This window comes from Brachybacterium sp. SW0106-09 (assembly GCF_001293905.1).
Classification (GTDB): domain Bacteria; phylum Actinomycetota; class Actinomycetes; order Actinomycetales; family Dermabacteraceae; genus Brachybacterium; species Brachybacterium conglomeratum.
Genome location: NZ_BCAK01000004.1, coordinates 119,512 through 145,875 on the forward strand (window position 1 = coordinate 119,512; position 26,364 = coordinate 145,875).

General features: G+C 72.9%; 25 protein-coding genes. 9 read left to right on the forward strand and 16 right to left on the reverse strand.

What is annotated here, in order from left to right; translation table 11 throughout:
- Position 1: 1 nt before the first annotated feature.
- The 5 genes from rsmH to Y09_RS03285 form a co-directional block, all read right to left on the reverse strand.
- On the reverse strand, positions 2 to 1,000 hold the full coding sequence (rsmH, locus tag Y09_RS03265) for a 16S rRNA (cytosine(1402)-N(4))-methyltransferase RsmH (RefSeq protein WP_053916224.1): 999 nt from the start codon (positions 998 to 1,000) through the stop codon (positions 2 to 4).
- Positions 1,001 to 1,186: 186 nt separating this feature from the next.
- Entirely contained in the window at positions 1,187 to 1,618 is a 432-nt protein-coding gene (mraZ, locus tag Y09_RS03270; protein ID WP_010551419.1) for a division/cell wall cluster transcriptional repressor MraZ, read from the reverse strand.
- Between the two features lie 666 nt (positions 1,619 to 2,284).
- Positions 2,285 to 2,692, reverse strand: a complete 408-nt coding sequence (locus Y09_RS03275) for a DUF3040 domain-containing protein (protein WP_010551418.1) — start codon at positions 2,690 to 2,692, stop codon at positions 2,285 to 2,287.
- A gap of 139 nt (positions 2,693 to 2,831) precedes the next feature.
- Positions 2,832 to 4,097, reverse strand: coding sequence for a DNA polymerase IV (dinB, locus tag Y09_RS03280; RefSeq protein WP_053916225.1), 1,266 nt, complete (start codon positions 4,095 to 4,097; stop codon positions 2,832 to 2,834).
- 46 nt (positions 4,098 to 4,143) lie between these two features.
- Positions 4,144 to 4,635 (reverse strand): SAV_6107 family HEPN domain-containing protein, encoded by a 492-nt coding sequence (locus tag Y09_RS03285; RefSeq protein ID WP_010551416.1) that lies wholly within the window; start codon positions 4,633 to 4,635, stop codon positions 4,144 to 4,146.
- 212 nt (positions 4,636 to 4,847) lie between these two features.
- Here Y09_RS03285 and Y09_RS03290 point away from each other — a divergent pair, with 212 nt between their 5' ends.
- Complete coding sequence (locus Y09_RS03290) at positions 4,848 to 5,681, forward strand: spermidine synthase (protein WP_053916226.1); 834 nt, start codon at positions 4,848 to 4,850, stop codon at positions 5,679 to 5,681.
- 177 nt (positions 5,682 to 5,858) lie between these two features.
- Here Y09_RS03290 and Y09_RS03295 read toward each other — a convergent pair whose 3' ends face one another.
- Together Y09_RS03295 and Y09_RS03300 are read right to left on the reverse strand one after the other, a co-directional pair.
- On the reverse strand, positions 5,859 to 6,062 hold the full coding sequence (locus tag Y09_RS03295; protein WP_010551414.1) for a cold-shock protein: 204 nt from the start codon (positions 6,060 to 6,062) through the stop codon (positions 5,859 to 5,861).
- A gap of 271 nt (positions 6,063 to 6,333) precedes the next feature.
- Positions 6,334 to 7,311 carry a proteasome assembly chaperone family protein gene (locus tag Y09_RS03300; protein WP_010551413.1) on the reverse strand — a complete coding sequence of 326 codons (978 nt, stop codon included), beginning with the start codon at positions 7,309 to 7,311 and terminating at the stop codon, positions 6,334 to 6,336.
- 153 nt (positions 7,312 to 7,464) lie between these two features.
- On the opposite strand from Y09_RS03300, the gene Y09_RS03305 reads away from it, so the two are divergent.
- Positions 7,465 to 9,732, forward strand: a complete 2,268-nt coding sequence (locus Y09_RS03305; protein WP_053916227.1) for an ATP-binding domain-containing protein — start codon at positions 7,465 to 7,467, stop codon at positions 9,730 to 9,732.
- A 186-nt stretch (positions 9,733 to 9,918) separates the two neighbouring features.
- Here Y09_RS03305 and nrdR read toward each other — a convergent pair whose 3' ends face one another.
- Positions 9,919 to 10,407 carry a transcriptional regulator NrdR gene (gene nrdR, locus Y09_RS03310; protein ID WP_053916228.1) on the reverse strand — a complete coding sequence of 163 codons (489 nt, stop codon included), beginning with the start codon at positions 10,405 to 10,407 and terminating at the stop codon, positions 9,919 to 9,921.
- Between the two features lie 28 nt (positions 10,408 to 10,435).
- The gene (locus Y09_RS03315; RefSeq protein ID WP_010551410.1) at positions 10,436 to 10,831 is read right to left on the reverse strand and encodes a LysM peptidoglycan-binding domain-containing protein; all 396 of its coding nucleotides are present in this window, start codon (positions 10,829 to 10,831) and stop codon (positions 10,436 to 10,438) included.
- 170 nt (positions 10,832 to 11,001) lie between these two features.
- Between Y09_RS03315 and lexA the strand changes: the two genes are divergently transcribed.
- A complete protein-coding gene (gene lexA, locus Y09_RS03320) occupies positions 11,002 to 11,697 on the forward strand; it encodes a transcriptional repressor LexA (RefSeq protein ID WP_053916229.1) in 696 nt (231 codons plus the stop codon).
- A 39-nt stretch (positions 11,698 to 11,736) separates the two neighbouring features.
- Here lexA and Y09_RS03325 read toward each other — a convergent pair whose 3' ends face one another.
- Positions 11,737 to 13,761 carry an ATP-dependent DNA helicase gene (locus Y09_RS03325; protein WP_053916230.1) on the reverse strand — a complete coding sequence of 675 codons (2,025 nt, stop codon included), beginning with the start codon at positions 13,759 to 13,761 and terminating at the stop codon, positions 11,737 to 11,739.
- A 96-nt stretch (positions 13,762 to 13,857) separates the two neighbouring features.
- Positions 13,858 to 15,417: a GTPase HflX gene (gene hflX, locus Y09_RS03330; protein ID WP_053916231.1), complete on the reverse strand. Its 1,560-nt coding sequence runs from the start codon at positions 15,415 to 15,417 to the stop codon at positions 13,858 to 13,860.
- 196 nt (positions 15,418 to 15,613) lie between these two features.
- Between hflX and Y09_RS03335 the strand changes: the two genes are divergently transcribed.
- Entirely contained in the window at positions 15,614 to 16,228 is a 615-nt protein-coding gene (locus tag Y09_RS03335) for a class I SAM-dependent methyltransferase (protein WP_053916232.1), read from the forward strand.
- 90 nt (positions 16,229 to 16,318) lie between these two features.
- Here Y09_RS03335 and dapF read toward each other — a convergent pair whose 3' ends face one another.
- Both dapF and miaA read right to left on the reverse strand, forming a co-directional pair.
- Positions 16,319 to 17,173 carry a diaminopimelate epimerase gene (gene dapF, locus Y09_RS03340; protein WP_053916233.1) on the reverse strand — a complete coding sequence of 285 codons (855 nt, stop codon included), beginning with the start codon at positions 17,171 to 17,173 and terminating at the stop codon, positions 16,319 to 16,321.
- A 9-nt stretch (positions 17,174 to 17,182) separates the two neighbouring features.
- Complete coding sequence (miaA, locus tag Y09_RS03345) at positions 17,183 to 18,166, reverse strand: tRNA (adenosine(37)-N6)-dimethylallyltransferase MiaA (protein WP_053916234.1); 984 nt, start codon at positions 18,164 to 18,166, stop codon at positions 17,183 to 17,185.
- 209 nt (positions 18,167 to 18,375) lie between these two features.
- Between miaA and Y09_RS03350 the strand changes: the two genes are divergently transcribed.
- Complete coding sequence (locus tag Y09_RS03350; protein ID WP_082358605.1) at positions 18,376 to 18,798, forward strand: YbjN domain-containing protein; 423 nt, start codon at positions 18,376 to 18,378, stop codon at positions 18,796 to 18,798.
- Between the two features lie 138 nt (positions 18,799 to 18,936).
- Here the strand turns inward: Y09_RS03350 and miaB are convergent, their stop codons facing one another.
- Complete coding sequence (gene miaB, locus Y09_RS03355; protein ID WP_053916235.1) at positions 18,937 to 20,502, reverse strand: tRNA (N6-isopentenyl adenosine(37)-C2)-methylthiotransferase MiaB; 1,566 nt, start codon at positions 20,500 to 20,502, stop codon at positions 18,937 to 18,939.
- A gap of 160 nt (positions 20,503 to 20,662) precedes the next feature.
- Between miaB and Y09_RS03360 the strand changes: the two genes are divergently transcribed.
- The 4 genes from Y09_RS03360 (at position 20,663) to Y09_RS03375 (ending at position 24,150) form a co-directional block, all read left to right on the forward strand.
- Positions 20,663 to 21,445, forward strand: coding sequence for an amino acid ABC transporter ATP-binding protein (locus Y09_RS03360; RefSeq protein ID WP_053916236.1), 783 nt, complete (start codon positions 20,663 to 20,665; stop codon positions 21,443 to 21,445).
- A 118-nt stretch (positions 21,446 to 21,563) separates the two neighbouring features.
- A complete protein-coding gene (locus tag Y09_RS03365; RefSeq protein WP_053916237.1) occupies positions 21,564 to 22,451 on the forward strand; it encodes a glutamate ABC transporter substrate-binding protein in 888 nt (295 codons plus the stop codon).
- A 185-nt stretch (positions 22,452 to 22,636) separates the two neighbouring features.
- Positions 22,637 to 23,284 (forward strand): amino acid ABC transporter permease, encoded by a 648-nt coding sequence (locus tag Y09_RS03370; protein WP_053916238.1) that lies wholly within the window; start codon positions 22,637 to 22,639, stop codon positions 23,282 to 23,284.
- Positions 23,281 to 24,150: an amino acid ABC transporter permease gene (locus Y09_RS03375; protein ID WP_053916239.1), complete on the forward strand. Its 870-nt coding sequence runs from the start codon at positions 23,281 to 23,283 to the stop codon at positions 24,148 to 24,150. Before Y09_RS03370 ends, Y09_RS03375 begins: the two co-directional genes overlap by 4 nt.
- A 56-nt stretch (positions 24,151 to 24,206) precedes the next feature.
- On the opposite strand, the gene Y09_RS03380 is transcribed toward Y09_RS03375, so the two are convergent.
- A complete protein-coding gene (locus Y09_RS03380) occupies positions 24,207 to 24,971 on the reverse strand; it encodes a regulatory protein RecX (protein ID WP_082358606.1) in 765 nt (254 codons plus the stop codon).
- Between the two features lie 3 nt (positions 24,972 to 24,974).
- The gene (gene recA / locus Y09_RS03385) at positions 24,975 to 26,093 is read right to left on the reverse strand and encodes a recombinase RecA (protein WP_053916240.1); all 1,119 of its coding nucleotides are present in this window, start codon (positions 26,091 to 26,093) and stop codon (positions 24,975 to 24,977) included.
- Positions 26,094 to 26,364: the final 271 nt, after the last annotated feature.

The window sequence follows — 26,364 nt, forward strand, 5'->3', positions numbered from 1 at the left end:
CTCAGTGTGCTCTCTCGGCGGAACGGGTACGGGTCAATGCTCGCAGTCGGACGGACGCGGCACGGGTATTGCCACTCCGTTCGTCCTCGTCGGCCTGGAGCGCGCCGCGGACGAGCGGGGTGAAGGTGGGTCGGTGCTCCTCGAGCTCGACCGGGAGTCCGGGCGGGGCCGAGGAACGGGTGCGGCGGGTGAAGGCCGTCTTGACGAGACGGTCCTCGCCGGAGTGGTAGGACTCCACGACGATGCGGCCGCCGACGTGGAGGCAGTCCAGCGCCGCCTCGATCGCGGAGGCGAGGATCTCGAGCTCCTCGTTGACGGCGATGCGCAGGGCCTGGAAGGTGCGCTTGGCGGGGTGGCCCCCGCTGGCCTTCGAGGCAGCGGGGATCGCCTTCTCCAGCAGGTCGACGAGCTCGCCGGAGCGGACCAGCGGCGCGGTCTCGCGCTGCTCGACGATGCGGCGGGCGATCCGGCGGGCGAAGCGCTCGTCGCCGAGGTCGTGGAGGATGCGGGCGATCTCGGCCTCGGGCAGCTCGCGCAGCAGGTCCGCGGCGGTGGGGCCGTCGGAGGTGGCGTCCATGCGCATGTCCAGCGGCGCATCGACGGAGTAGGAGAAGCCTCGCTCCGCGGTGTCGATCTGGAAGCTGGAGAGCCCCAGGTCCATCATCACGCCTTGGGCGCCGGGCAGCTCGAGCTCGGCGAGGACGCCTGGGATCTCGTCGTAGGTGGCGTGGACCAGGGTGGCGCGGTCGCCGACGCCCTCGCGGTCCAGGCGCTCCCGGGCCAGCGCGAGCGCCTGCGGGTCGCGGTCGATGCCGACCAGCCGGGCCTTCGGGGCGGCGTGCAGCACGGCGGCGGCGTGGCCGCCCATGCCGAGGGTCGCGTCGATGTGGACCGACCCCGGCTCCTGCAGCGCCGGGGCGAGCAGCTGGACCGAGGTCTCGAGCAGGACCGGAAGGTGCCTCTGCTCGGCCGGCAGGTCGCCGTGCGTGGTGTCGTCCATCTCGCCCCTCCCCTCGGGTCGTGCTCTCGTGCGATGTGCTGCGGTCTCGGTCCGGATGCCGGCCGGCGCCCCCTGGGCGCTGCCGTCCTGTCAGATTCCCCGTCGTTCCCGACCCGCCACCGGGGAAGTTGCGTCGGGGCGGGAACGACGAGAGGTCTCACAGGACGGATGTCCTCGTGGCCGGGCTCAGAACAGGCCGGGGATCACCTCCTCGGAGGTCTCGGCGAAGCCCTCCTCCTTCTGCTCGAGGTAGGTCTCCCAGGCCGGGAGCGACCAGATCTCGAGGCGGTCGAGCGCGCCGATGACGGCGCACTCCCGATCCAGCCCCGCGTAGGTGCGCAGATGGCTCGGGATGGTGATGCGGCCCTGCTTGTCCGGGATGACGTCCTCCGCACCGGACATCAGCACTCGCAGGTAGTCGCGGGTGCGTCGGTCGGTCGTGGGCGCCCGACGGGCCTCCTCGAGCTTCTGGCGGAACTCCATGAGCGGGTACACGGCGATGCAGTGCTCCTGTCCACGAGTCATGACCAGTCCCGAGGCGAGCTCGTCGCGGAACTTGGCCGGGAAGATCAGTCGGCTCTTCTCGTCGAGCTTGGGCGTGAAGGTGCCGAGGAACATCCGCAGCCTCCTTCAGTCGCCGTGACTCGCGATCAGATCTCCATCTCCTCCCAACACGCTCCACTTTACCCCACTACTCCCCACCCATGGCCACAGGAACGGGGAATTCGGAGCACGAGCGTTGGGTCACTGCAGGTCAGGAGGGTGGAGCGAGGTGGGGGGAATCTCGCGTCCGGGCGTGGTGCGAGGGCGCTGCAGGGCGCCGGATCCTGGCCGACAGCGCGCCCCTCCCCCGCCGCCCCACGACATCTGCCCAGGTCAGCGAGTCGAAGCCTTCGGGGCGGGCGCCCCGGGACCCCGGGTGGAGGGAGATGGAGGACGCCGGTGGAGCGATGTGGGGAGTCGCCGGGAACCGGGTGGGGACGGGGCCGCGGGAGCGCCGGGGAGCAGGGTGGGGATCGACCGGGCGGCCGGGCCGGGTCTCACCGCGACAGCGCGGTGGAGCGAGGTGGGGGCCGACCGGGCGGTCAGCCGGGGCACCTCGCGACAGGGCTGTGTAGCGAGGTGGGGACCGTCCGCGCGGTCGACGGAGCGGCGGCGGCGCCGATCCCGGGAACGACGAAGCCCCGGCTCGAGGAGCCGGGGCTTCGGGGGATCAGGGGCGGACCGTGGGGTGCCGCAGGACGGTGCGGAGGGGCGGGGCGACCGCGGCCCGGAGCCGGACCGTCAGAGGCGCGGGTCGTCCCCCGCGCGCTTCTCCCAGCGCTCCTCCATCTTGCGCATGAAGCTGCCGCCGTCGCCGGTGCCGGGAGCCGTCGGCCCCTGGCCGCCGCCGGGACCGCCTCCCGAGCTGCCGGTGCCGGAGGAGGTGCCGCTGGGGCCGGTGATGGCGTAGACCGCACCGGCCACCATGCCGATGAAGGCGATCACGCCGAGCCAGATCGCGGGAAGGGCCACGGCCAGGACGAGCAGGGCGAGGCCCAGCACGACGGCTCCGAGGCCGATCAGGATGCGGCGACCGTTGCGTCGCGGCGGCGCCTTGGGCGCGAAGGCACGTGCGAGACGCGGATCGTCGGCGAAGAGCTGACGCTCCATCTCGTCGAGCATCTTCTGCTCGTGTTCAGACAGCGGCATGGTCCCGCTCCTTGTCCCCGTCCTCTCGCGCCCTGCGGCGCCCGGTGCACCCGCCGGAGGCCAACAGCCCCGTCGGCGGTTCATCCAGTTTAGAGCGTCTTCCTGAGTTATGGGAACCATCTGTGCGAGGCGCCTCCGCTCACCGTCCCGCCGAAGACTCCCCCGGCGCGGGCGACTCCGTCGGCGGTGCCTCGGCACGCCCCGGCTCGAGGGTGGACCCCCTGCCCAGGCTCGCGCTGCCGAAGCGGTCGCGGGCACGGTCCATCGCGGCCTCCAGATCGGTCCAGCCGGCCGGCCTCGCGCTGAGCTCCGACTGCAGGGACACCCCGGCGGCGGGCTCGAGCTGGGTCGCGCGGACCCCGGCGAGTCGCACCCTGCGCATCGTCGGGCGCTCCCTCTCCCAGAGCGCGACCACGTGCTCCCTCAGTCGTTCGCCGCTCGCGGTGGGCTGGTCGAAGGTGGAGGAGCGGGAGAGCGTCGTGCCGTCGGGGGCGCGGAGCTTGAGCACGACGGTGCGGGAGACGAAGCCCGAGCGGCGCAGCTGCCGGGAGACCTCGTCGGCCATCATCGTGATGCGCCGCCGCACCTCAGCGGGGTCGGTGAGGTCCTCGTCCCAGGTCCGCTCCGTGCCGAGCGACCGGTCCGTCGTGCGGTGGCCGAGCCCGGTGCGGTCGCTGCCGTCGGCGAGCGCGAGGATCTCGGGGGTGCGCGGGCCGAGCGCACGGGCGAGGGTGCTGGTGGGGACCTCCCGCAGCTGTCCGATGGTGCGCACGCCGAGCCGTTCGAGGGCCGCCTGGGCCTTCGGGCCGACGCCGGAGATCGCGCCGACGGGCAGGGGGGCGAGGAACTCGGCCGTCCGGTCGGCGGGGACGATCAGCATCCCGTCGGGCTTCGCCCGGGCGGAGGCGATCTTCGCGACGGCCCGGGAGACCGAGCCGCCCACCGAGCTGGGCAGCGCGAGCTCCTCACGGATGCGTCGCCGCAGCAGGTCGGCGATCTCGACGGGCTCGCCGAAGAGCCGGCGCGCACCGCGCACGTCGAGGAAGGCCTCGTCGACGCTGATCTGCTCGATGTTCGCCACCACGTCCCCGAGGATCTCCATGACCTGGGAGGAGACCTCGCGGTAGTGCGCGATCCGGGGAGGGACGATCACGAGGTCGGGGGCGAGGCGGCGGGCGCTCGCCATGGGCATCGCCGAGCGGATGCCGCGGGCGCGGGCGGGATAGCTCGCCGCGGCGACGACTCCCCGAGCGCCGGCGCCTCCGACGACGACGGGCAGGCCGCGCAGCGACGGATCGTCGCGCACCTCGATGGAGGCGAAGAAGGCGTCCATGTCCAGGTGGAGGATCCCGGGGATCTCCTCCGGTCCGTCCGCCGTGCGGACTGTGCGCGCACCCGTTCCCATCGCCACCCCCTCGCCGAGGACTGTACCGGGGCGGGCGCGGGGACGCTCAGCCCTCGGACAGCTCCGCAAGCGGGACGGGCAGGCCCTCGAGGAGCTTCTCGGCGACGCGGTCGAGATGGGCCGCGGTCCCCTCCAGGTGCTGGGCGAGCAGCTCGGGCTCCGGCAGCGCCGAGGCGTCCCGGTCCAGCCGGGTGCGCTCGGCGACCAGGGGGCCGAGCGTCTCCGCACGCCGGGCCTCCTCCCCTCCCAGCCGCTCCAGCGCGGTCCACACGTTCAGCGGCAGCGCCCGCCGGCGCTCGCGGTTCGCGCGGGCGACGAGCACCCCGGCGCCGCGGAGCGCGGCGCGGTGCACGAGCTCGAAGGCCTCGCGAGGGTCGACGGGGGCGAGCTCCCGTCCCTGCTGGAGCAGCTGCCGCGCGCGCTCGAGATCGGCCTGGTCCTGATCGAGCCGGGCGAGGAGCAGCCTCAGGGAGCGGGCGTCCGAGCGCAGGACCGTCTCGGGGTGCCGCCCTCCGCTGCGTGCCGTGGTGGTGCCCATCGCGCTCCTCCTCCTGCTCGGTGCTGTCGTCGGTGCCGCCCGTCGGGCGGGGTGTCCGGTGCCGGCCGGTCTCGTCCCGACCTCGTGCCCTGAACGCTAGGCGGAGGGTGTGACGGACGACGCCCGCGACGGCCTGGATGGGGACGGGCGGGGGCTGGGGAGGAGAGGTGGGCCGCACGGACCTCCGCGGCGGCGTCTCCTAGAGTGGTGCGATGCCCCGCCGTGATCGCGCCCCGCGCGCCCCCTTCGACAGCCTCGGCCCGCTGGACACGGCGATCCCCATCTCCACCGGCACCGCGCGGCTCACGGTCGAGACCGACGGCTCGGTGCTGCTGGACGTCAACGGCGTCCCCTCCTCGCACCTGCATCCCGATCCGGAGCACCTGGTGTTCGAGTACATGCGCTGGATGCTGCAGGTGATCGACCTCCATCTCGAGGAGTCCGACGAGGAGCGCGCCGCCCAGCTCGCCCATCTCGGAGGCGGCGGCTGCTCCCTCCCCCGCGCCGTCGCGTCCCGCCACCCCCGTGCACGGCAGATCGTGGTGGAGCTCGACGCGCTGCTGGCCGAGCGGGTGCGGGAGTGGTTCGACCTGCCGCGCTCGCCCCGGCTGCGGCTGCGGGTCGACGATGCGCGCACTGCCCTCGCGGACTGGCGTGAGGATCGCTTCGACGTGCTGGTCAGGGACGTCTTCGCCGGCTCGGTCACCCCGCCCGAGCTGATCGGGCTCGCGGCGGTCCGCGATGGGGCGCGGGTGCTGCGCCCCGGGGGCCTCTATCTCGCCAACTGCGCCGCACCGCCCGGGACGCGGCTGCTGGCCGACGAGGTCGCGACGCTCTCGGCCGTCTTCTCGCACGTCGGCGTCATCGCCGAGCCGGCGCATCTGACCGGCAAGCGCCGCGGGAACTGCGTGCTCCTGGCCTCCCAGCGACCGCTGCCCGACGGCATCGACCGGGCGCTGCGCTCGGACGCGGTCTCGGTGCGGCTCGCCCGGCAGGACCGGGTGCTCGCCCTGGCCCGGGCCGGGACGGTGCTGGGCGGCGACTGACCCGTCGGCGCAGGCCCCGGCGCGAGGCCGCACCGCGAGGGCTGCACGCTGCGGGGGCCTGCGCGGCGCTGCGCCGTCGACCGCGCCGTCGGACGTGCGGATCATCCCCCGAGGACGACGGACCGGGCAGGAGCGCGATGCTCCTGCCCGGTCCGTCGGTTCACGGGAGTTCCGTGGTCAGAGCGGGCGGACCTGCTCGGCCTGCGGGCCCTTGTCCCCCTGGCTGACCTCGAACTCCACACGCTGACCCTCGTCGAGGGCGCGGTAGCCGTCCATGTCGATCTTGCTGTGATGCACGAAGACGTCTGCGCCGCCTCCGTCGATCTCGATGAATCCGTAGCCCTTTTCGGCGTTGAACCACTTGACCGAGCCCTGTGCCATACCTGTCACCTTCTGTGTCGTCCATCATCGATCGCACGACGCGATCGCGGTGCCGCGTGAAGCCGTCCCCCGCCGGAGCGGGTGGCGCAATGGTGCGTGCCGTACTGCTGTGCCGGAGGCACCGTCAACGGACTGTCCTGCTGGAACTGCATCACCGCAACGCGACCATTCTGACACGACCGTGGCCCGCTTCACACGTCGATGGCGAACACCTGGTCACGAAGACATAACGAACTGTGATCGACGGCTCCCTCGCGTCGGCCCAGGGGGCTCAGCCGTCCCGCGTCCCGTCGCCCGGGTCCTCCTCGTGGTCCGCGAGGAAGCGCTCGAAGTGCTCCCCGATCTCCTCGGCCGTGGGCAGGTCCAGCGTGGTCGCCAGCGGGGAGCGGTCCTCCCCCTCGCTCATCGCGTCGTACTGCTCCTCGAGGGCGCTGACGATCTGGTGGACCTCGCCGTTCTGGGCGAGGGTGCCCTGCAGCGCGACGGTCGCGGCATCGGTGAGGTCGCCGAGGTGCACGAGCGGGAGGTCGAGCTCGGCGGCCTCGCTCACCCGACGCAGCAGCGCGAGAGCGCCGGCGGGGAAGTCGGTGCGGGTGAGGTAGTGCGGGATCTGGGCGGCGTAGCCCATCGCCGGATGCCCGGCCCTCCCCAGCCGGTTCTCGAGCAGGGAGCTGAAGGCGGCGGGGATCACGAGCTCGGAGGAGCCCTCCTCCCCCTCGGAGGTGTCGGTGCCCGGCGCCGGCGTGGGGCGCGTGCCGGGCCGGCCCAGCAGCGAGGGATCGTTGGCGTGCGCGAACAGGCCGATCGGCCGGGTGTGCGGGACCGCCATCGGCACGGCCTGCATGCCCACCACCCGCTCGACCTCGAAGTACTCCACGAGGTCGATGAGCGCCTCGGCGAGCCGCTTCCACTGCAGGTCCGGCTCCGGACCGTCGAGGAAGAGGAAGGGTCGGTCGCTCTCGTCGTACATCAGCCAGAGGGTGATCTCCGGGATCGCGACCTCGGAGAAGGAGGTGCCGTCGAAGGTGGCCTGGGGGCGGGAGCCGCGGTAGTCCAGCAGCTCGTCGGTCTCGAAGGAGACCAGGCGCAGGTGGCGCAGCTCGTCGCGGAGGTAGTCGGCGGCGATGCGGCAGGCGTTGCCGGCGTCGACCATGCCGGGCAGGGCGTGGACGAGGGTGAGTCCGGAACGGGGCACGGCCTCGAGGACCTCGGTCGACTCGAAGCGGTACAGATCTCGGGGATCGCGCATCGGGCTCTCCTCCCTCGCTGCCGTGGAGATGTCGGTGACCTGATGGCACACGCATCCAGGCGGGTCCACCATAATGGACCACCGTGCCTCGCCGACCCCGGGTCCGCCCGGGAGGGCGCGGCAGGTGGAGCAGCGACCGGAGGGGGCAGACCAGTGGACGGGACCGAGGAGCAGGTCGCTCGGGAGGCCGAGGAGCAGGTCGCTCGGGAGATCGCCCGGGAGCAGGAGTACGCCGATCTCCTCTACGCCCGGGTCGACGAGCTGATCACCCACGTCGAGCGGAACCTCGACCGGATCCAGGGGTCGCAGCAGGCCTCGACCCACCAGAACCGCTCCGAGCGCGACTCCTTCATGGCCCTCTACGAGGACCGCCTCGCCCTGCTGCGCTCCGTGTCCCGCAGCGTCGTCTTCGGACGCCTGGACATGGACGACGCCGCACGCCACTACATCGGACGTATCGGCCTGTTCACCCCCGAGCGCGAACAGCTGCTGGTGGACTGGCGCGCCCCGGCCGCCGCCGCCTTCTACCGCGCGACCAGCACCGAGCGCCTCGACGTGCGCCTGCGCCGGCACCTGATCAGCCGCGGCCGCACCGTCGTCGGTCTCGAGGACGACGTGCTGGACCAGAGCGTGCTCGAGGACGGGGACCACGACGTGGTACTCCAGGGCGAGGGGGCGCTGCTCGCCGCCGTCTCCGGCACGCGCACCGGCCGGATGGGCGACATCGTCGCGACCATCCAGGCCGAGCAGGACCGGATCATCCGCTCCGAGAACCGCGGCGTGCTCGTGGTCCAGGGCGGACCGGGCACCGGCAAGACCGCCGTGGCCCTGCACCGCGCCGCCTACCTCCTGTACACCCACCGCCGACGGCTCGAGCACACGGGCGTGCTGATCATGGCGCCCACTCCCGGGTTCCTGCGCTACATCGAACGCGTCCTGCCCAGCCTCGGCGAGTCCGGCGTGGTGATGATGACGCCGGGGGAGATGTTCCCCGGGGTCGAGACGTTCTCCCACGACGCCGACGACGTGGCGCGCGTCAAGGGCGATGCCGCGATGGCGGAGCTGCTCTCCCGCGCGGTCAAGCAGCGACAGGCGGTCCCCGAGAAGGACGTGAGGCTGCGGATCGACGGCACGCCGCTCGTGCTCACCCGGGACATGCTCCGCACCGCCCGGCGCGAGGCCCGCGCCACGCACAAGCCCCACAACGCGGCCCGCGCCGTGTTCGTCCGCGCGGCGATGGACCGCCTGGTCGAGGCGTACGAGCGCGCGCTCGTCGCGCAGGGCTCCACGATCGTGCCGGAGGACCGACCGGACCTGCTCTCCGACCTCCGCCACGACCCCGAGGTGAAGCGGCAGCTGAACCTGGCCTGGCTCCCCTACACCCCACAGGGCTTCCTGCGGATCCTGTTCGCACGTCCCGACCGCCTGCGGGCAGCGGCGCCCCGCTCCCTCGCCGGTCGGGTCGACCTGCTGGTGCGCCCCAAGGACTCCCCCTGGACGGTCGAGGACGTGCCGCTGCTGGACGAGGTGGCAGAGCTCCTCGGCGAGGACGCCGCCCCGGCCGAGGCGAAGGCCAGGGACGACGCCGAGCGACGCCGAGCGGACGTGGAGTACGCCCGCAAGGTCATCGAGAACATCGACACCTCCGGCATCGTCCGGGCGGAGGACCTCGCCGATCAGGTCGGGCAGATCCGCGACGGCCGCACCCTCGCCGAGCGCGCCTCCTCCGAGCGCTCCTGGACCTACGGCCACGTCGTGGTCGACGAGGCGCAGGAGCACTCCCCGATGAGCTGGCGGGCGCTCATGCGCCGCGCCCCCACCAAGTCCTTCACCGTGGTGGGCGACGTCGCGCAGACCTCCTCCGCCGGCGGCACCGATTCCTGGACCGCGGCGCTGTCCCCCTACATCCAGGACCGGCTCCAGGTGGAGCACCTGACCGTCAACTACCGCACCCCGCGCCGGATCATGGACCGCGCGGTCGCGATGGCCCAGGCCCACTCACTGCCGGTCACCGAGGTCAGCTCGGTCCGGGACGGCGAGGAGGACCCGCTGCTCGAGCAGGTCTCCCCCGCCGAGCTCACCGCGCGCAGCGCCGAGGCGGTGCGCCGCGTGCACGATCGCCTCCCGGGACGGATCGCCGTCATCGCCGCGGCCGAGCGCCTCCGCGATCTCGCCGCCGCGATCGACACCCTCGAGTCCGTGCCGTCGGTCGGCATCGGCTCGGCGGGCGTCGACGACGAGGTCGCCGTGATGACGGCGCAGGACGCGAAGGGCCTGGAGTTCGACATCGTGGTGATCGTGGAGCCGGCGGAGCTGATCGACGCGCACGGCGCGGGCGACCTCTACGTCGCGATGTCGCGCTCCACGCAGCATCTCGGAGTGGTCCACTCCCGGGAGCTCCCGGCCGGCATGGCGGGCTGAACCCTCCGCCGACGCCCCGGGACCTCAGGGTCCCGGGACGGCGATCGGCGGCCGTGGCTTCCCCTCCACGACCGCCGATCTGGTGTGCACCTCGTCGGTGCACGAGGAATATCTTAAGCACAGTCCGACCCCCTCCTGCACCATGTCCAGGAATCTCTCCGGATCCGTGCAGACGGCGGGCGGCGCTCAGCCCGTCGCGCCGCCCCCGGAGGTCGCCCCCTGCACCTGGGAGCCCTCGGCGCGCAGCCGCGCGATCGCGGCCTCGAAGTCGTCGAGGGAGTCGAAGTCCTGGTAGACGCTCGCGAAGCGCAGGTAGGCCACGAGGTCCAGTTCCTGGAGCGGCTGCAGGATCGACAGGCCCACCTGAGGGGCGTCGATCTCCGCCTGCCCGCTGAGCCGGATGGTCTCCTCCACCCGCTGGGCGAGCAGGGCGAGCTGGTCGTCGCTGACCGGACGGCCCTGGCAGGCCTTGCGGACGCCGGAGATGACCTTCGCCCGGCTGAAAGGCTCGCTCACCCCGGACCGCTTGAGGACCGACAGCGAGGCGGTCTCCGAGGTGGAGAAGCGTCGCGAGCAGCTTGGGCACTGGCGGCGGCGCCGGATCGTCGCGCCGTCGTCGGACGTGCGCGAGTCGACGACGCGCGAATCGGGGTGGCGGCAGAACGGACAGTGCATCCGCTCAGGGTACCGGCACGACCCCCGCTCAGCGCGAGGCATCCTCCAGCACGGGCAGCTCGAGCTGCTGACCGGCGGTGATCCGGCCCGTGGGCAGATGGTTGAGGCTGCGGACCTCGTCGACGAACTCGGCCTCGTCCATCCCCTCGGGGGCGTGCTCGGCGGCGTAGTCCCAGAGGGTGTCGCCCGCCTCGACCGTGATCACGGCGGGCTGGGCGGACTCGGTGCCGGCGAGGGCGGCGGGGAGGTCGAGCGCGAGGAGGGCGATCGCGGCGACCGCGAGGCCGAGCAGGAAGGCGACGCCCGTGAGGAGGCGCCGGCCGCGGCGGGTCGGCTCGAGTCGAACACGCGGTCGAGCGACGGCCTCGCAGGCCTGCTCGTCCTGCCGCGGGAAGGGAAGGACCGTGGCGGTATGGGTACGCATCTCCGAACTCCTGTTCGATCGAATCTCTGTGCGACTGTAGCCCGCGGCGCTCGCGACACGCAAGAGGAACATCGAACACATGTTTGGCATCCGCCGCGCGCCGCCCTACGCTGGGCCACGAGGACAACGGAACCCGATGGGTCCGACAGACGACGCCAGGAGGCCGCACGATGACGCCGAGCACCCCCAAGCCGACCCGGGCCCGCGGCGAGGGGCCGGCCGACGAGCGCACGGCCGGCCTGACGCGCCGCCAGCGCCTCGTGCTGGAGACGATCAACGAGGCCGTCGCCGCGCGCGGCTACCCGCCGTCGATGCGCGAGATCGGCGATGCCGTGGGCCTGACCTCCTCGTCCTCCGTCGCCCACCAGCTGCAGACCCTCGAGCGCAAGGGCTTCCTGCGCCGCGACCCCAAGCGTCCGCGCGCGATGGAGGTCGTGATGCCGGAGGTCGACGACGCCCCCGCCCCGCCCGTCGAGATCGAGCCCGGCGGCAGCTCGGTGAACGTCCCGCTGGTGGGACGGATCGCCGCCGGCATCCCGATCACCGCCGAGGAGCAGGTGGAGGACGTCTTCACCCTTCCCGAGCGCCTGGTCGGCGGCGGGGACCTCTTCCTGCTGCAGGTGGTCGGCGACTCGATGATCGATGCCGCGATCTGCGACGGGGACTGGGTGGTGGTCCGCTCGCAGAGCACCGCGGAGAAGGGCGAGATCGTCGCGGCGATGATCGACGGCGAGGCGACGGTGAAGACCTTCGTGCAGCGCGACGACCACGTGTGGCTGATGCCTCACAACCCGGCCTTCGCCCCGATCCTCGGCGACCACGCCGAGATCCTCGGCAAGGTCGTCGCGGTGCTGCGCTCCGTCTGAGCCCCCGGGCTCGCGAGCCTCAGGAGCCCGCGGCGTGCCTCAGGAATCCGCGGCGAGCCTCCGGAGCGCGCCGAGGGCGACCTCGGGGTCGGCCGTCGGCCACAGCGGCGGCATCGACTCGCGCAGGAACGAGCCGTACCGCGCGGTCGACAGCCGCGGATCGAGCACGGCGACCATCCCGCGATCCGTCTCGCGCCGGATCAGCCGCCCCGCCCCCTGGGCCAGCAGCAGCGCGGCGTGCTGGCCGGCGACGGCCATGAAGCCGTTGCCGCCGTGCTGGGCGATCCGCTCCTGCCGGGCCGACATCAGCGGGTCGTCCGGGCGGGGGAACGGGATCCGGTCGATGGTGACCAGGCGCAGCGAGCGGCCGGAGACGTCCACGCCCTGCCACAGCGTGAGCGTGCCGAACAGGCTCGCGTCCTCGTCCTCCCGGAAGGTGCGCACGAGGTTCGCCATGGAGTCCTCGCCCTGCACCGCGACGGTCAGGTCCAGCCGTGCACGGACGTGCTCGGCGGCGATCTCCGCGCCGCGGCGCGAGGAGAACAGGCACAGCGCTCCCCCGCGCGAGGCCTCCACCAGCTCGGTGAGGTGGTCCAGCATCGCCGGGGAGGGGCCGTCGCGGCCCGGCTGCGGGAGGTGGCGGGCGGTGTAGAGGATGCCCTGGCGGCGGTAGTCGAAGGGGCTGCCCACGTCGATGCCCGCCCAGGCCCCGGAGTCCTCGGCGGCGGGGACCTCGGCCTCGGCGACCCGTCCGCGGCGGGCGAGGCCCACCTCCCCGGCGGCCGGCTCGAAGCGGCCGCCGAGGGCGAGCGTCGCGGAGGTCAGCACCGCGGTGCGGTCCTCGAGGATCGCACCGCGCATCGCCGCGGCCACGCTCAGCGGCGCGACCTGCAGCGAGGCCCGACCGGTCGCCTGCCCGCGGGAGACGGAGACGACGTCGTCCTCGCCCGGGTCGCTCAGGCGCTCGCACACGTCGATGATCTCCTGCAGGTTCGCCCGCACCGTCTTGCGCGCCCCGGCGGAGGAGTCGTCGCCGGCGTCCTTCGCGTCCGAGTGGGCGGTGCGCGCCTCGACGCGGACGTGGCCGACGGCATCGGCGAGCTGATCGGGCAGGTCTCCGAGCACGCGCCCGTCGGGGGCGAGCTCGAGCGCGGCGCGCAGCTCCTCCCCCGCATCGTCCAGCGCGGTCGCCGCGACGCCGAGGCCGCGCAGGTCCCGCACCGCGCCGCGCAGCATGCCGGGGTTGAGGACCTCGGTGACGGCGCTGGTGACCCGGGCGGTGAGGTCGTGGGCCTCGTCGAAGACGACGACGTCGTGCTCGGGGATGATGCCGTGGCGGTCGAAGGAGTCGATCGCGAGCAGCGCATGGTTCGTCACGACCACGTCCACCTCGCGCGCGACCTCGCGGCTGCGCTCGGCGAAGCAGTCCTGGATCATCGGGCAGGAGGTGCCGATGCACTGGTTCCCGGTGACGGACACCTGACGCCAGGCACGGTCCGAGACGGCGTCCTCGAGCGAGTCCCGGTCCCCGGTGTCGGTCTCCTCCGCCCATTCCCGCAGGCGCTTGACCTGGGTGCCGAGCTTCTCGCCGCCGGTGCGGGAGGGGTCCGAGGACGCCTCGGAGAACAGGGCGCCGGGCTCGATGTCGACCGGGTAGCCGCCGGCGATCTTGTGCTTGCACAGATAGTTCGCGCGCCCCTTGAGCAGCGCGAAGGTGGGGGTGCGCGGCAGGTGCGGGGCGAGCGCCTCGACGAGTCGCGGCAGGTCCTTGCGCACGATCTGGGTCTGCAGCGCGATCGTCGCCGTGGAGATGACCACGGGGCGCCCGGTGACGAGCGCGTGCCGCATCGCGGGCACCAGATAGCCCAGCGATTTGCCGGTGCCGGTGCCCGCCTGGACCAGGAGGTGCCGGCCGCCGGACATCGCCAGGTCGACCGCCTCCGCCATCGTCTGCTGGCCGGGGCGGGGCGAGCCCCCGACGGCGGAGACCGCGGCATCCATCAGGTCCGACAGCGGGACGTCGGCCGCCGCCGGGGCGACGGGATGCTCGGGTGCGGAGGTCATCGGATCAGCGTATCCGCGCGGGCACCGGGACCCGCCGAGGCGCACCCCGGTGTGCCCGATCTCCCGCCGCTGCGGGACCCCCGCGGCACCGCGGCCTCAGGACGAGGTGCGCATCTCCGCGGCGAGGGTCTCGTCCACGAGCGCGTGCACGCGGGTGCCCTCCATGAGGTGCTCCTCGGCGAGGACCTCCCCGGTGGTGTGGGCTCGCGAGACGAGGTCGCCGCGGGAGTACGGCACGACCACGTCGACCTCGACCGCGGGGCGGGGCAGGCGCTCGGCGATCAGCTCGCGCAGCTCCTCGATCCCCTCCACCGTGCGGGCGGAGACCACGGCGCTGACCTCGACCTGGCTGCGCAGGCGCGCGATGGTCTCGGGCGCGGCGAGATCGGCCTTGTTCAGCACGACGATCTCGGGGACGTCGAAGCCCTCGATCTCGCCGAGCACGGTGCGGACCGCGGTGACCTGCCCCTCGGGGTCGGGATGGGAGGCGTCCACGACGTGCAGGAGCAGGTCCGAGTCGCCCACCTCCTCGAGCGTCGAGCGGAACGCCTCGACCAGCTGCGTGGGCAGGTGGCGCACGAAGCCGACGGTGTCGGCGAAGGTGAACTCGCGCCCGTCCGGGGTGGTGGCGCGGCGGACGGTCGGGTCCAGGGTCGCGAACAGCGCGTTCTCGACCAGCACCCCGGCGCCGGTGAGCCGGTTCAGCAGGGAGGACTTCCCGGCGTTGGTGTAGCCGGCGATCGCGACGGCCGGCACCTGGTGGCGGCGACGGTCGGCGCGCTGCGCCTCGCGTCCGGGGGCCATGAGCCGGATCTCGCGGCGCAGCTTCGCCATCCGGTCACGGATGCGACGGCGGTCCAGCTCGATCTTCGTCTCGCCCGGGCCGCGAGAGCCCATACCGGCCCCGGCGCCGCCCACCTGGCCGCCGGCCTGACGGGACATGGACTCGCCCCAGCCGCGCAGACGCGGCAGGAGGTACTCGAGCTGGGCGAGCTCGACCTGGGCCTTGCCCTCCCTGGACTTCGCGTGCTGGGCGAAGATGTCCAGGATCAGGGCGGTGCGGTCGATGACCTTGACCTTGACGATGTCCTCAAGGGCGCGGCGCTGGCCTGGAGCGAGCTCGCCGTCGGCGATCACGGTGTCCGCCCCGGACTCGGCGACGATGTCAGCGAGCTCGGCGGCCTTGCCCTTGCCCAGGAAGGTCGCGGGGTCGGGGTGGGCACGGCGCTGGAGGATCCCGTCGAGCACCTCGGAGCCGGCGGTCTCGGCGAGCGCGGCGAGCTCGCGCAGGCTCGTCTCGGCCTCGTCGGCGTTGCCGCTGGTGTACAGGCCCGCGAGGACCACGCGCTCCAGGCGCAGCTGGCGGTACTCGACCTCGGAGACGTCCTCGAGCTCGGTGGAGAGCCCGGCGACGCGGCGCAGCGCCTGGCGGTCGGCGAGGTCGTACTGCTCGCCGTCGGCCTCCGAGGAGAAGGTGGTGGCCTGGACGGAGGCGTCGCCGCGGGAGAGGATCCGCTCGGTGAGCGGGTCGCGACGGGGGCCGACGGGTGCGGGGTCCTCCGCTGCGGGCGAGTGCTCGACGGCCCCGGTCCTTCCCGTGCTGGTCCCGTCGACGTCGAGGTCGGAATCGGGTTCGGGATGGAAGGCGATGGGCACGATCGGGGCACTCCTCTGGGTCGGGTGAAGGGGTCGTCCCAGAATCCCACGTCCCGTCGGCCGGGTCGAGGGATTTTGCGCTGGGCGGAGCCGGATCACGGTCGGATCACGCCCCTGTGCTCAGGGACGCCCAGTATCAGGGCACGAGCCGCGCCGTGCGTCGCCGTGAAGGGCCGGGGCTCCGTATCCTGCGGGGGTGGACGAGCACTACTTCACCGCGAACCCCTCCGCCCCGGACCGTCGATTCCCGCTCCCCGTGCGTCTGGCGGGGAGGGACCTGGAGCTCGTCTCCTCCTCCGCCGTGTTCAGCGGGCACGGGCTCGACAAGGCGACGGCGGTGCTGCTGGACCGGCTCGACGAGGTCGCGGAGCCCCCGGAGGGCGGGACGCTCGTGGACCTCGGCTGCGGCTGGGGGCCGATCGCCCTGACGGCGGCGCTGCTGCATCCCGGGGTCGAGGTGTGGGCGGTGGACGTCAGCGAGCGCGCCCGCGAGCTCACCGCCGAGAACGCGCGCCGCGCGGGCGTGGAGAACCTGCGGGTTCTCGCGCCGGAGGAGATCCCCGGGGATCTCGCCGTGGACACCCTGTGGTCGAACCCGCCGATCCGCATCGGGAAGCCGGCGCTGCACGAGCTCCTGCGCGAGTGGACGGCGCGTCTGCAGCCGACGGGCACCGCCGCGCTGGTGGTGGGGAAGAACCTCGGCGCCGACCCGCTCGCGCGCTGGCTCGGCGAGCTGCTGCCCGCGCGGGAGGTCGGCAAGGCGGCGAGCGCGAAGGGCTTCCGGGTGCTGGAGATCGCTCCCGAGAGCTGACGGGGCGGCGGCAGCGCACCCGCTCCGCCGTCGCGCTCCGGCGACCAGAGCTCAGCCGCTCAGACGGCCGGTCCGCCGGCGCTCAGCCGCTCAGGCGCTCAGCAGGGTCGTCCCGTCGGCGACCAGCTGGGCGGGGCCGCTGAGCGTGACCTCCCCCTCCTCGGTCCAGCCCACCTCGAGCCGCCCTCCGGGCACGTCCACCGTCCACGGCGTGCGGGATTCGTCCCCGGCGCGCAGCGCCGCGGCGACCGCGACGGCGGCGACGCCGGTGCCGCAGGAGCGGGTCTCCCCCACCCCGCGCTCGTGGACGCGCATCGCGACGTGGTGCGGACCGCGCTCGCTGACCAGCTCGATGTTCGCCCCCTCCGCGGGCTCCGGGTCCAGGGCGGGTCGGCGTGAGAGGTCGAGGCCGTCGAGGTCCACGTCCGCGGGCAGGAAGGCGACCGCGTGGGGGTTGCCCATGTCGACGTCGGTCGCGTCCAGGCGCAGCCCGGCGATCTCGACCGCGCGCGCCTCCGGGAGCGTGCGGGAAGCGCCCATGCCGACGCGCACCTGCCAGGGCGCCCCGGGGCCCGTCGGCCGCTCGAGGATCTCGACGGCGCGCACGCCGGCGCGGGTGAGGATCGCGAAGCGGTCCTCGCGCACGTGCCCGGCGCGCTGGAGGTGCGCGGCCAGGACACGGACCCCGTTGCCGCACATCTCCGCGATCGAGCCGTCGGCGTTGCGGTAGTCCATGAACCATTCGGGGGCGTCGGCAGGGGCGTCGATCCCGGCGGCGCGGGAGCGGACGGCGCGGATCACGCCGTCGCCGCCGATCCCGGCACGACGGTCGGCGAGCGCGGCGACGCGGGCGGCGTCCAGCTCGAGCCGGCCGTCGGGGTCGTCGAGGATCACGAAGTCGTTCTCGGTGCCGTGGCCCTTGGTGAAGTCGAGGGGTGCGCTCATGGCGGAAGCCTACGGCCGGGCGTCGCCGGCCGCTGTGTCCTGCGCCTCGAGGACGGCGAGCGCCCGCGTGAGGAGGGGGGCGCCGTCCGCGTGCTCGTCCGCGTCGAGCCAGTGCACCCGCGCATCGCGGCGGAACCAGGTGTCCTGCTTGCGGACCAGTCGGCGGGTGCCGGTGACGGTGTCCTGGATCGCCTGGGCGCACTCGAGGGTGCCGTCGAGCACGGCCAGTCCCTGCTCGTAGCCGATCGCCCGGCGTGCGGTGAGTCCGCGGTCCAGTCCCTTCTCCCGCAGCGCGCGGATCTCCTCGAGCAGGCCGGCCTCGACCATGAGGTCCACGCGCGCGGCGATCCGCTCGTGGAGCAGGGCGCGGTCGCGGCGCAGCCCGATCTGCACGGTGGAGGCGTCGGCGTACAGGGGGCGGGGCAGGAAGGCGGTGAAGGGTCGCCCGGTGAGGGCGCCGACCTCGAGGGCGCGCACGATCCGGCGCGCGTCGCGGGGGCCGATGATCCCGGCGGCCTCGGGGTCGCTCGCGGCGAGCTCGCGGTGCAGCACCTCCGTCCCCTCTTGCGCGATGCGCTGCTCGAGGCGCTCGCGCAGGGCGGCGTCGGTGGGCGGGAACTCGATGTCGTCGAGCACGGCGCGCACGTACAGCCCGGAGCCGCCGACCAGGATCGGGGTCCTGCCCCGGGACCGGATCGCGGCGATGGCCTCGCGCGCGTCGCGCTGATAGGCGGAGACGCTGGCCTCCTCGGTGACCTCGAGGACGTCCAGCAGGTGATGGGGCACCCCGGCGCGCTCCTCGGGGGTGACCTTCGCGGTGCCGATGTCCATGCCGCGGTACAGCTGGAGGGCGTCGGCGTTGATCACCTCGCCGTCGAGCTGCCGGGCCAGGGCGATCGCGAGGTCCGACTTCCCCGTCGCGGTCGCGCCCACCACGGCGATCAGCGGAGTGTCCGCCGAGGCGGGGGCGGGGTCCTGCGCGCTGTGCTCCACAGCCCGCACTGTAGTCGTGTGGGAGGTGTCACCGGGCTCCCCGGGGCACGGGCCCTGCCCTGTTCCCCGGTGGAGGGAGTAGGGTGATCGGCGATCCTGGCACGGACACGCCTGCCAGGCCCTACGTCCAACGCCCGAGGTGGGAAGTGACTGCACCGAACGAGTCCCCTGTCAGGACGGACTCGGCCACTGGTCTGGCCCCTGTGACCATGGCGAGGCTCGAGGAGAGCCTCACCCGCCATGGCTATGCCTTCGTCGAGGACGATGAGCACGCGGAGATCGTCCGCGCACGCTTCGACGACTACCGCTTCCAGTTCATGCTCACCGGAGAGGATCTCGGCGTGCTGCAGACCCGCGGCCGCTGGAGCCATTCGGTGGACGTCTCGCGCAAGGTCGAGATGGTCAAGCTCTGCAACGAGTGGAACATGAACCGCATCTGGCCGAAGGTCTACGTGCGCCGCGAGTCCGAGGGTCTCCTCGGCGTGTACGGCGAACTGGCCGCGGACTTCCGCGCCGGCGCCCTCGACTCCCAGATCGACAGCGCGATCAAGTGCGGGCTCAGCACCGTGATCGCCTTCTTCCACAGTCTGGAGGAGCGCCTCGGCGCCGAGCTCGACGACCTCGACACCTGAGGTCCGCCTCCTGCGCAGCACGAGCCGGGGCCCTCGCGATCGCTCGCGAGGGCCCCGGCTCGTCCGCGTGCGCAGGCCGCGACCGACGGGCAGGTCGGGCGTCGGCCGCGGCCGACGGCGGGGCCTCCCGCCGACGGCTCAGCCGCGGCGCAGGCTCGGCATCCCGAGGGTGACCGGTCCGGCCGGCGCCGCTCCCCCGTGGCCGGTGCCGCAGGAGCCGCCCGCGTCCAGGCCCTGCACGCCCGCCTCCCAGGCGTCGCCGGAGCGGGTGCGGCGCACCGAGAAGCGCGGGTCCCCCGCGCGCAGGGGCGCGCCCGCCTCGAGGGCGCTGTCGGCGATGAGGTAGTGCGGCGCGGCATGGGTGACCGTGGCGGTGACCAGGTCGCCGGGGCGGGGCCGCTGCGCCTCGGGCAGGTCCGCCGGCAGGGAGAAGTGCACCAGGCGGTGGTCACGGGCGCGGCCGGAGAGGCGGCGGGTCTCGGCGTCGCGATCCCCCTCGCCCTCGGCGACGAGGATCTCGACGCTGCGGCCCTCCTGCGCGAGGTTCTCCTCGTGGGCGATGCGGTCCTGGAGGGCGACGAGCCGCTCGAACCGCTCCTGCACGACCTCCTTGGGGACCTGGTCCTCCATGGTCGCCGCGGGGGTGCCGGGACGGATGGAGTACTGGAAGGTGAAGGCGCTGGAGAAGCGGGAGGCCTCGACCACCTCGAGGGTGCGCTGGAAGTCGTCCTCGGTCTCGCCGGGGAAGCCGACGATGATGTCGGTGGTGATCGCGGCCTCGGGGATCCGCTCCCGGACCCGGTCCAGGATGCCGAGGAACTTCTTGGAGCGGTAGGAGCGCTTCATGCGGCGCAGCACGTCGTCGGAGCCGGACTGCAGCGGCATGTGCAGCTGGGGCATGACGTTGTCCGTCTCGGCCATCGCGTCGATGACGTCGTCGGTGAACATCGCAGGGTGCGGGGAGGTGAAGCGCACGCGCTCCAGCCCCTCGACGTCGCCGCAGGCCCGCAGCAGCTTCGCGAAGGCGCCCCGGTCCCCGAACTCCCCGCCGTAGGAGTTCACGTTCTGGCCCAGCAGCGTCACCTCGATCGCGCCGGAGTCGACCACGTCGCGCACCTCGGCGAGGACGTCGCCGGGGCGGCGGTCCTTCTCCTTGCCGCGCAGAGAGGGGACGATGCAGAAGGTGCACGTGTTGTTGCAGCCCACGGAGATCGACACCCACGCCGCGTAGGCGGACTCGCGCCGGGTGGGCAGCGTCGAGGGGAAGACGTCCAGGGACTCGAGGATCTCGACCTGCGCCTCGGCGTTGTGGCGGGCGCGGTCCAGCAGCACCGGCAGCGAGCCGATGTTGTGTGTGCCGAAGACGACGTCGACCCACGGGGCGCGCTCGACGATCGCGGCGCGGTCCTTCTGCGCGAGGCAGCCGCCGACGGCGATCTGCATCCCCGGGTTCGCGTCCTTGCCGGGGCGGAGCCCGCCGAGGGTGCCGTAGAGCTTGTTGTCCGCGTTCTCCCGGACCGCGCAGGTGTTGAACACGATCACGTCGACCTCGCCGCGGCGCGGATCGGCGTCCTTCGGCGCGGCGCTGTAGCCGGAGTCCTCGAGCATGCCGGTGAGGCGCTCGGAGTCGTGCACGTTCATCTGGCAGCCGAAGGTGCGCACCTGGTAGGTGCCGCGCTGCGGGGCGGGGGCGGTGAGAGACATAGTGGATCCAGGGTACGGCGCGACGCGCGCTCGGCCCCTGCCGCGGACGGGGTGATCCCTCCCCCATCGGCGCGTCCCGCCCCTCCGGCCAAGGTCACAAGATCATGACGGTGGGCCCTCGCCGCTCGGGGGATGCGGGATGGTGCCCTAGCGTTCCGGTATGACACACGCCACGCCCGGTCCCGTGAGCGGCGACGACGCCGCGCCACGGCCCCTCGTCCAGCTCTCCGGGGTGCAGAAGCACTTCGGGGACCTGCACGTGCTCAAGGACATCGATCTCGAGGTCGCCGCGGGCGAGGTCGTGGTGGTGCTGGGGCCCTCCGGCTCGGGCAAGTCGACCCTGTGCCGCACCATCAACCGGCTCGAGACGATCGACGAGGGTGAGATCCGGATCGACGGGACCGTGCTGCCCACCTCCGGCAAGGGCCTCGCCGCGCTGCGCTCCGAGGTGGGGATGGTGTTCCAGTCCTTCAACCTCTTCGCCCACAAGACCGTGCTGCAGAACGTGAGCGTCGCCCCGATCAAGGTCAAGGGCGTCCCGCGGGCGCAGGCCGAGAAGGAGGCCATGGCGCTGCTGGAGCGGGTGGGGGTCGCCGATCAGGCCGACAAGCTCCCCGCCCAGCTCTCCGGCGGCCAGCAGCAGCGCGTCGCGATCGCACGCTCGCTGGCCATGAAGCCCAAGGTGATGCTCTTCGACGAGCCGACCTCCGCGCTGGACCCCGAGATGATCAGCGAGGTCATCGAGGTGATGACCGACCTCGCCAAGGAGGGGATGACGATGATCGTGGTGACCCATGAGATGGGCTTCGCCCACCGCACCGCGGACCGGGTGGTGTTCATGGACTCCGGCCGCATCGTCGAGGTGCGCGAGCCCGAGGCGTTCTTCTCCTCCCCCGAGACCGACCGCGCGAAGGACTTCCTCGGCAAGATCCTCCACCACTGAGCGCGGTCCCGCCGTCGCTCCCGAGATCCGCCCCGCCGCTCCTCCCGACCGCTCCGACACGGACGGCACCGCCGCCGTCCGTCCCCGATCCCGCAGCACCCGACGCAAGGAGAACATCATGGCCAGCCCCCTGAACCGTCGTCTCTTCCTCACCGGATCCGTCGGGGCCGCCACGGCCCTCGGCCTCGCCGCCTGCGGCGGCACCGGAGGGGGCGAGCCCGAAGCCGCCGAGGTCGACGCCTCCTCCTTCGCCGAGGGCTCGACCATGGCCGCCCTCGCCGAGGCCGGGAAGATCACGATCGGCACCAAGTTCGACCAGCCCCTGTTCGGCCTGGCCGGACCCGATGGCGAGCCCGTCGGCTTCGACGTCGAGATCGGGAAGATCCTCGCCGGCGCGCTCGGCATCGAGGCGGGGAACATCGAGTGGGTCGAGACCGTCTCCGCCAACCGCGAGCCGTTCATCGAGAACGGGCAGGTGGACCTGGTGGTCGCGACCTACACCATCAACGACACCCGCAAGGAGGTCATCGACTTCGCCGGGCCCTACTACGTCGCCGGTCAGGCGCTGATGGTGCTGGTGGACAACGAGGACATCACCGGCGAGGACTCCCTGGCCGGGAAGAAGGTCGCCTCGGTCGAGGGCTCCACCCCGGCGCAGTACATCCTCGACAACCACCCCGACGCGGAGCTGGTCAACTTCGACACCTACTCCAACTGCGTCACCGCCCTCATCAACGGCCAGGTCGACGTGGTCACCACCGACAACGTCATCCTCGCGGGCTTCGTGGAGTCCGATCCGGACAACCTCAAGCTCGTGAACGACGGCGAGACCTTCACCGAAGAGCCCTACGGGGTGGGCCTGGCCAAGGGCGACGACGACTTCCGCACCTTCCTCAACGACACCCTCGAGGCCGCCTACGAGGACGGCACCTGGGCGGAGGCCTGGGAAGGAACCGCCGGGGCGGTGCTGCCCACCCCGGATCCGCCCGCCGTCGACCGGTACTGATCCCCGGAGGCGCGGGCCCGCCCGGCCCGCGCCCCGGTCCGTCCGCTCCACCTCGCCGCATCCCGCCCGGCGGGGTCCGGTCTCCTCCGGCCTCGCCCGAGAGCACCGCACCCGCCGGGGCCCCGCCCCGCCCCGAGCACCGCGCCGACTCCCCGCGCGCACCGACATCCCCGCCAGGAGCCTCCATGGGAACGTTCGTCATCGAGCGCGAGATGCTGTGGACCGCGTTCAGCACGACGCTGTCGCTCGCGCTGGTCTCCGGCCTGCTCTCCCTCGTGCTCGGCACGGTCGTGGCCGGACTGCGGGTCTCCCCGTACCGCCCCCTGCGTCTGGCCGCCACCGCGTACACGGAGTTCCTGCGCAACACTCCGCTGACGATCGTCTTCTTCTTCTTCGTCTTCGTCACCCCGTCGATCGGCTTCGCCTTCGACTACCGCACCGCCGCGACGATCGCTCTGACCTGCTACACCTCGGCCTTCGTGGCGGAGGCGGTGCGCTCGGGCATCAACTCCGTGGCGGTGGGCCAGGCGGAGGCGGCGCGCTCGCTGGGGATGTCGTTCCGGCAGAACCTCCTGATCGTGGTGCTCCCCCAGGCGTTCCGCACCGCCATCCCGCCGCTGATCAGCGTGCTCATCGCACTGGTGAAGAACACCTCGGTGGCCGGTGCCTTCGGCGTGTTCGAGCTGTTCGCCATGTCCCGGCGCCTGACCAACGTGTACTCGGCCGACGTGATCGCGATCCTGCTCGGCGTGGCCCTGTTCTACCTGGTGATCTGCATCCCGCTCGGCCAGCTGGCCGGGCGCCTCGAACGGAAGGTGGCGTTCGCCCGATGAGCAGCAGCGGCCCCGTGCTCTACGACGTCGCCGGCCCCGAGGAGAGGGCCCGGGAGCGACGCATCTCGATCGTGCTCGCCCTCGTCCTGATCCTGGTGATCGGCGGCGTCGTGGCCCTCCTCGCCCGCAACGGGGCGTTCAACGAACGCTGGCTGGTGCTCGTGGACGTGCCGACGAACTTCTCCGGCTACGAGACCCGCCATGTATGGCAGGCGGTGTTCCGCGGCCTGCTCAACACCCTGATCGCCGCGGCGATCGCGCTGCCGCTCGCGGCGCTGCTCGCGCTCGTGCTCGTCTCCCTGCGCTCCTCGCCCTTCGCGCCGGTGCGCTGGGCCGTCGTCGCCGTGACGGAGTTCCTCCGCGGCCTTCCCGTGGTGCTGGTGATGTTCTTCGGGATCCTCGTGCTGCCGGGGGCGACGCAGCTGATCGCGGTGGTGTTCGGTCTGACGCTCTACAACGCGGCGGTGTTCGCGGAGATCCTGCGGGCTGGGATCGCGGCGCTGCCGAAGGGGCAGACGGAGGCGGCGGAGTCCCTGGGGATGGGGTCCTTCCTCACCTACCGGGACATCCAGCTGCCGCAGGCGGTGCAGATGATGATGCCCTCGCTGATCGCCCAGGGCGTGGTGCTGGTGAAGGACTCCTCGCTCGGCTACATCGTCGGCTACGCGGAGCTGCTGCGCAGCGTGAGCCGGGTGGCGGACGCGCTGACCAATGCGCAGTACCTGCTGCCGCTGCTGACCGTGGGCGCGGCGGTGTACATCGCGCTGAACATCAGCCTGTCGCGCCTGGCGGTGTGGGTGCAGCGCCGAAGCAGCTTCGCCCGTCGCGCCCCGGCCCGGGCGGTGGGCACTCCCCCGATCCCCTGACCGGGGCAGCGCGATGGACTGCCCCCGGCACGCCGGCCTCGGACCGCCGTCCGAGCTCAGGCGGCGGGGTCCTCGGCGGCGGCGCGCAGCTCCCCCGCGATCACGTGGACGGCCAGATCACCGGGATAGCCCTTGCGGGTCAGGAGCGCATCGAGCCGGCGGGAGAGCCGGCGGCGGTGGCTGCCGTCGCGCTCCTCGCGCAGCCGTTCCCGGTCGCGGTGGTCGATGCGGGAGCGGACCAGCTCGCGGCAGCGCTGCTCCTCGTCGCTCTGCCCGTCCGAGAGGGCGGCCTCGATCAGCTCGGCGTCGACGCGCCGGGCCTCGAGCTCGCGGCGCAGCGCCTCGTCGCCGAGCGCGCGCAGGGAGCGACGCTGCTGGACCCAGTCGCGGGCGAAGGCGGCGTCGTCGATCAGGCCGGCGCGGGCGATCCGGGCCATCGCCTCGTGGGCGACGTCCGCGGGCACCTCCCGCTCGGCGAGGCGGCCGCGCATCTCGCCCTCGGAGCGGCGCCGCGTGGACAGCAGACGCATCAGGTAGCGGCACTCGTGCACGACCGCCTTCTCGCGGGCGCGCTGCTCCTCGCTCTCCTCGGGACGGGGCCGCTCGAGGATCTCGCGGGTGCGCGCGGCGAGCTGCTCGGTCACCTGCTGCGCAGGGTGCGGGCGCCGGGCGGGGGCCTCCCCCTCCGGTGAGCTCGAGCCCCGGGAGCGAGGCACGGACCGGGCAGCGTGCGGGGCCGCGCCCGCGGACCGTGCGGGGACGCCGGCGGCGCCGACGACCTGCTGGTCGCCGGCGCCGCCGGGGTGATGCCGAGGAGTCATCGCTCAGATGGTGGCGGGGACGTCCTCGTCGAGGAACTCGTCCTCGCCCAGCACGTCCTCGGCCCCGATCTCCGTCTCGGGCGCCGCCTGCTCCGCGGCGTACTTCCCGACCCCGAGGGTGCGCAGGATCTTCTCCTCGATCTCCGCCGCGAGATCGGGGTTGTCCTTGAGGAACTGGCGCGAGTTCTCCTTGCCCTGCCCCAGCTGGTCGCCCTCGTAGGTGAACCAGGCACCGGACTTGCGCACCACTCCGTGCTCCACGCCGAGGTCGATCAGGCCGCCTTCGCGGGAGATGCCCTCGCCGTAGAGGATGTCGAACTCGGCCTGCTTGAAGGGCGGGGCCATCTTGTTCTTGACGACCTTGACGCGGGTGCGGTTGCCGACGGCGTCGGAGCCGGACTTCAGGGTCTCGATGCGGCGGATGTCCATGCGGACCGAGGCGTAGAACTTCAGCGCCTTGCCGCCGGTGGTGGTCTCGGGGCTGCCGAAGAAGACGCCGATCTTCTCGCGCAGCTGGTTGATGAAGATCGCGGTGGTGCCCGAGGAGGACAGCGCGCCGGTGAGCTTGCGCAGCGCCTGCGACATGAGACGGGCCTGGAGGCCGACGTGGGAGTCGCCCATCTCACCCTCGATCTCGGCCTTGGGCACGAGCGCGGCGACGGAGTCGACCACGACGATGTCCAGCGCGCCGGAGCGGATCAGCATGTCGGTGATCTCGAGAGCCTGCTCGCCGGTGTCCGGCTGGGAGACCAGCAGGGCGTCGGTGTCCACGCCGAGCTTCTTGGCGTACTCGGGGTCCAGCGCGTGCTCGGCGTCGATGAACGCGGCGATGCCGCCGTTGCGCTGCGCGTTGGCGACCGCGTGGAGGGCGACGGTGGTCTTGCCCGAGGACTCCGGACCGTAGATCTCGACGATGCGGCCGCGGGGCAGGCCGCCGACGCCGAGGGCGGCGTCCAGCGCGACCGAGCCGGTGGGGATGACCTCGACGGGCGGGCGGGTGTCGTCGCCGAGCCGCATGATCGATCCCTTGCCGAACTGGCGGTCGATCTGGGCGAGGGCGTTGTCGAGGGAGGAGCCGCGATCCTTCGCGGTGGACTTGGTGGCGGACTTCGATGCAGCCATGGGGTGTTCCTTCCTGAGGGCCGGGTGAGCCGACGTGGTGACCTTGCGGCCACAGTAGGCGCCGACCCCGACATTCGCCGCTGCCCCGCAGCCCCTGTGGATGACGGGGCAGTGGGGAGGAGAGGTGCTGAGGCGGGCACGATGCCCGGGGACCGACGAACACAGACTACCGAACAGACGTTCGAACTCAAGTCGGTCGCGGGCGTGTCGCGCCGCGCGTTCCGCAGTGATCCGGGGACCGCCCGGCGAACGGTCCCGACGGCCGGGGGCG

Coding starts and splice junctions, on each gene's coding strand:
- rsmH (WP_053916224.1), bottom strand. CDS start 1,000: ATGGACGACACCACGCACGGCGACCTGCCGGCCGAGCAGAGGCACCTT.
- mraZ (WP_010551419.1), bottom strand. CDS start 1,618: ATGTTCCTCGGCACCTTCACGCCCAAGCTCGACGAGAAGAGCCGACTG.
- Y09_RS03275 (WP_010551418.1), bottom strand. CDS start 2,692: ATGCCGCTGTCTGAACACGAGCAGAAGATGCTCGACGAGATGGAGCGT.
- dinB (WP_053916225.1), bottom strand. CDS start 4,097: ATGGGAACGGGTGCGCGCACAGTCCGCACGGCGGACGGACCGGAGGAG.
- Y09_RS03285 (WP_010551416.1), bottom strand. CDS start 4,635: ATGGGCACCACCACGGCACGCAGCGGAGGGCGGCACCCCGAGACGGTC.
- Y09_RS03290 (WP_053916226.1), top strand. CDS start 4,848: ATGCCCCGCCGTGATCGCGCCCCGCGCGCCCCCTTCGACAGCCTCGGC.
- Y09_RS03295 (WP_010551414.1), bottom strand. CDS start 6,062: ATGGCACAGGGCTCGGTCAAGTGGTTCAACGCCGAAAAGGGCTACGGA.
- Y09_RS03300 (WP_010551413.1), bottom strand. CDS start 7,311: ATGCGCGATCCCCGAGATCTGTACCGCTTCGAGTCGACCGAGGTCCTC.
- nrdR (WP_053916228.1), bottom strand. CDS start 10,407: ATGCACTGTCCGTTCTGCCGCCACCCCGATTCGCGCGTCGTCGACTCG.
- Y09_RS03315 (WP_010551410.1), bottom strand. CDS start 10,831: ATGCGTACCCATACCGCCACGGTCCTTCCCTTCCCGCGGCAGGACGAG.
- lexA (WP_053916229.1), top strand. CDS start 11,002: ATGACGCCGAGCACCCCCAAGCCGACCCGGGCCCGCGGCGAGGGGCCG.
- Y09_RS03325 (WP_053916230.1), bottom strand. CDS start 13,761: ATGACCTCCGCACCCGAGCATCCCGTCGCCCCGGCGGCGGCCGACGTC.
- dapF (WP_053916233.1), bottom strand. CDS start 17,173: ATGAGCGCACCCCTCGACTTCACCAAGGGCCACGGCACCGAGAACGAC.
- Y09_RS03350 (WP_082358605.1), top strand. CDS start 18,376: ATGGCGAGGCTCGAGGAGAGCCTCACCCGCCATGGCTATGCCTTCGTC.
- miaB (WP_053916235.1), bottom strand. CDS start 20,502: ATGTCTCTCACCGCCCCCGCCCCGCAGCGCGGCACCTACCAGGTGCGC.
- Y09_RS03360 (WP_053916236.1), top strand. CDS start 20,663: ATGACACACGCCACGCCCGGTCCCGTGAGCGGCGACGACGCCGCGCCA.
- Y09_RS03365 (WP_053916237.1), top strand. CDS start 21,564: ATGGCCAGCCCCCTGAACCGTCGTCTCTTCCTCACCGGATCCGTCGGG.
- Y09_RS03370 (WP_053916238.1), top strand. CDS start 22,637: ATGGGAACGTTCGTCATCGAGCGCGAGATGCTGTGGACCGCGTTCAGC.
- Y09_RS03375 (WP_053916239.1), top strand. CDS start 23,281: ATGAGCAGCAGCGGCCCCGTGCTCTACGACGTCGCCGGCCCCGAGGAG.
- Y09_RS03380 (WP_082358606.1), bottom strand. CDS start 24,971: ATGACTCCTCGGCATCACCCCGGCGGCGCCGGCGACCAGCAGGTCGTC.
- recA (WP_053916240.1), bottom strand. CDS start 26,093: ATGGCTGCATCGAAGTCCGCCACCAAGTCCACCGCGAAGGATCGCGGC.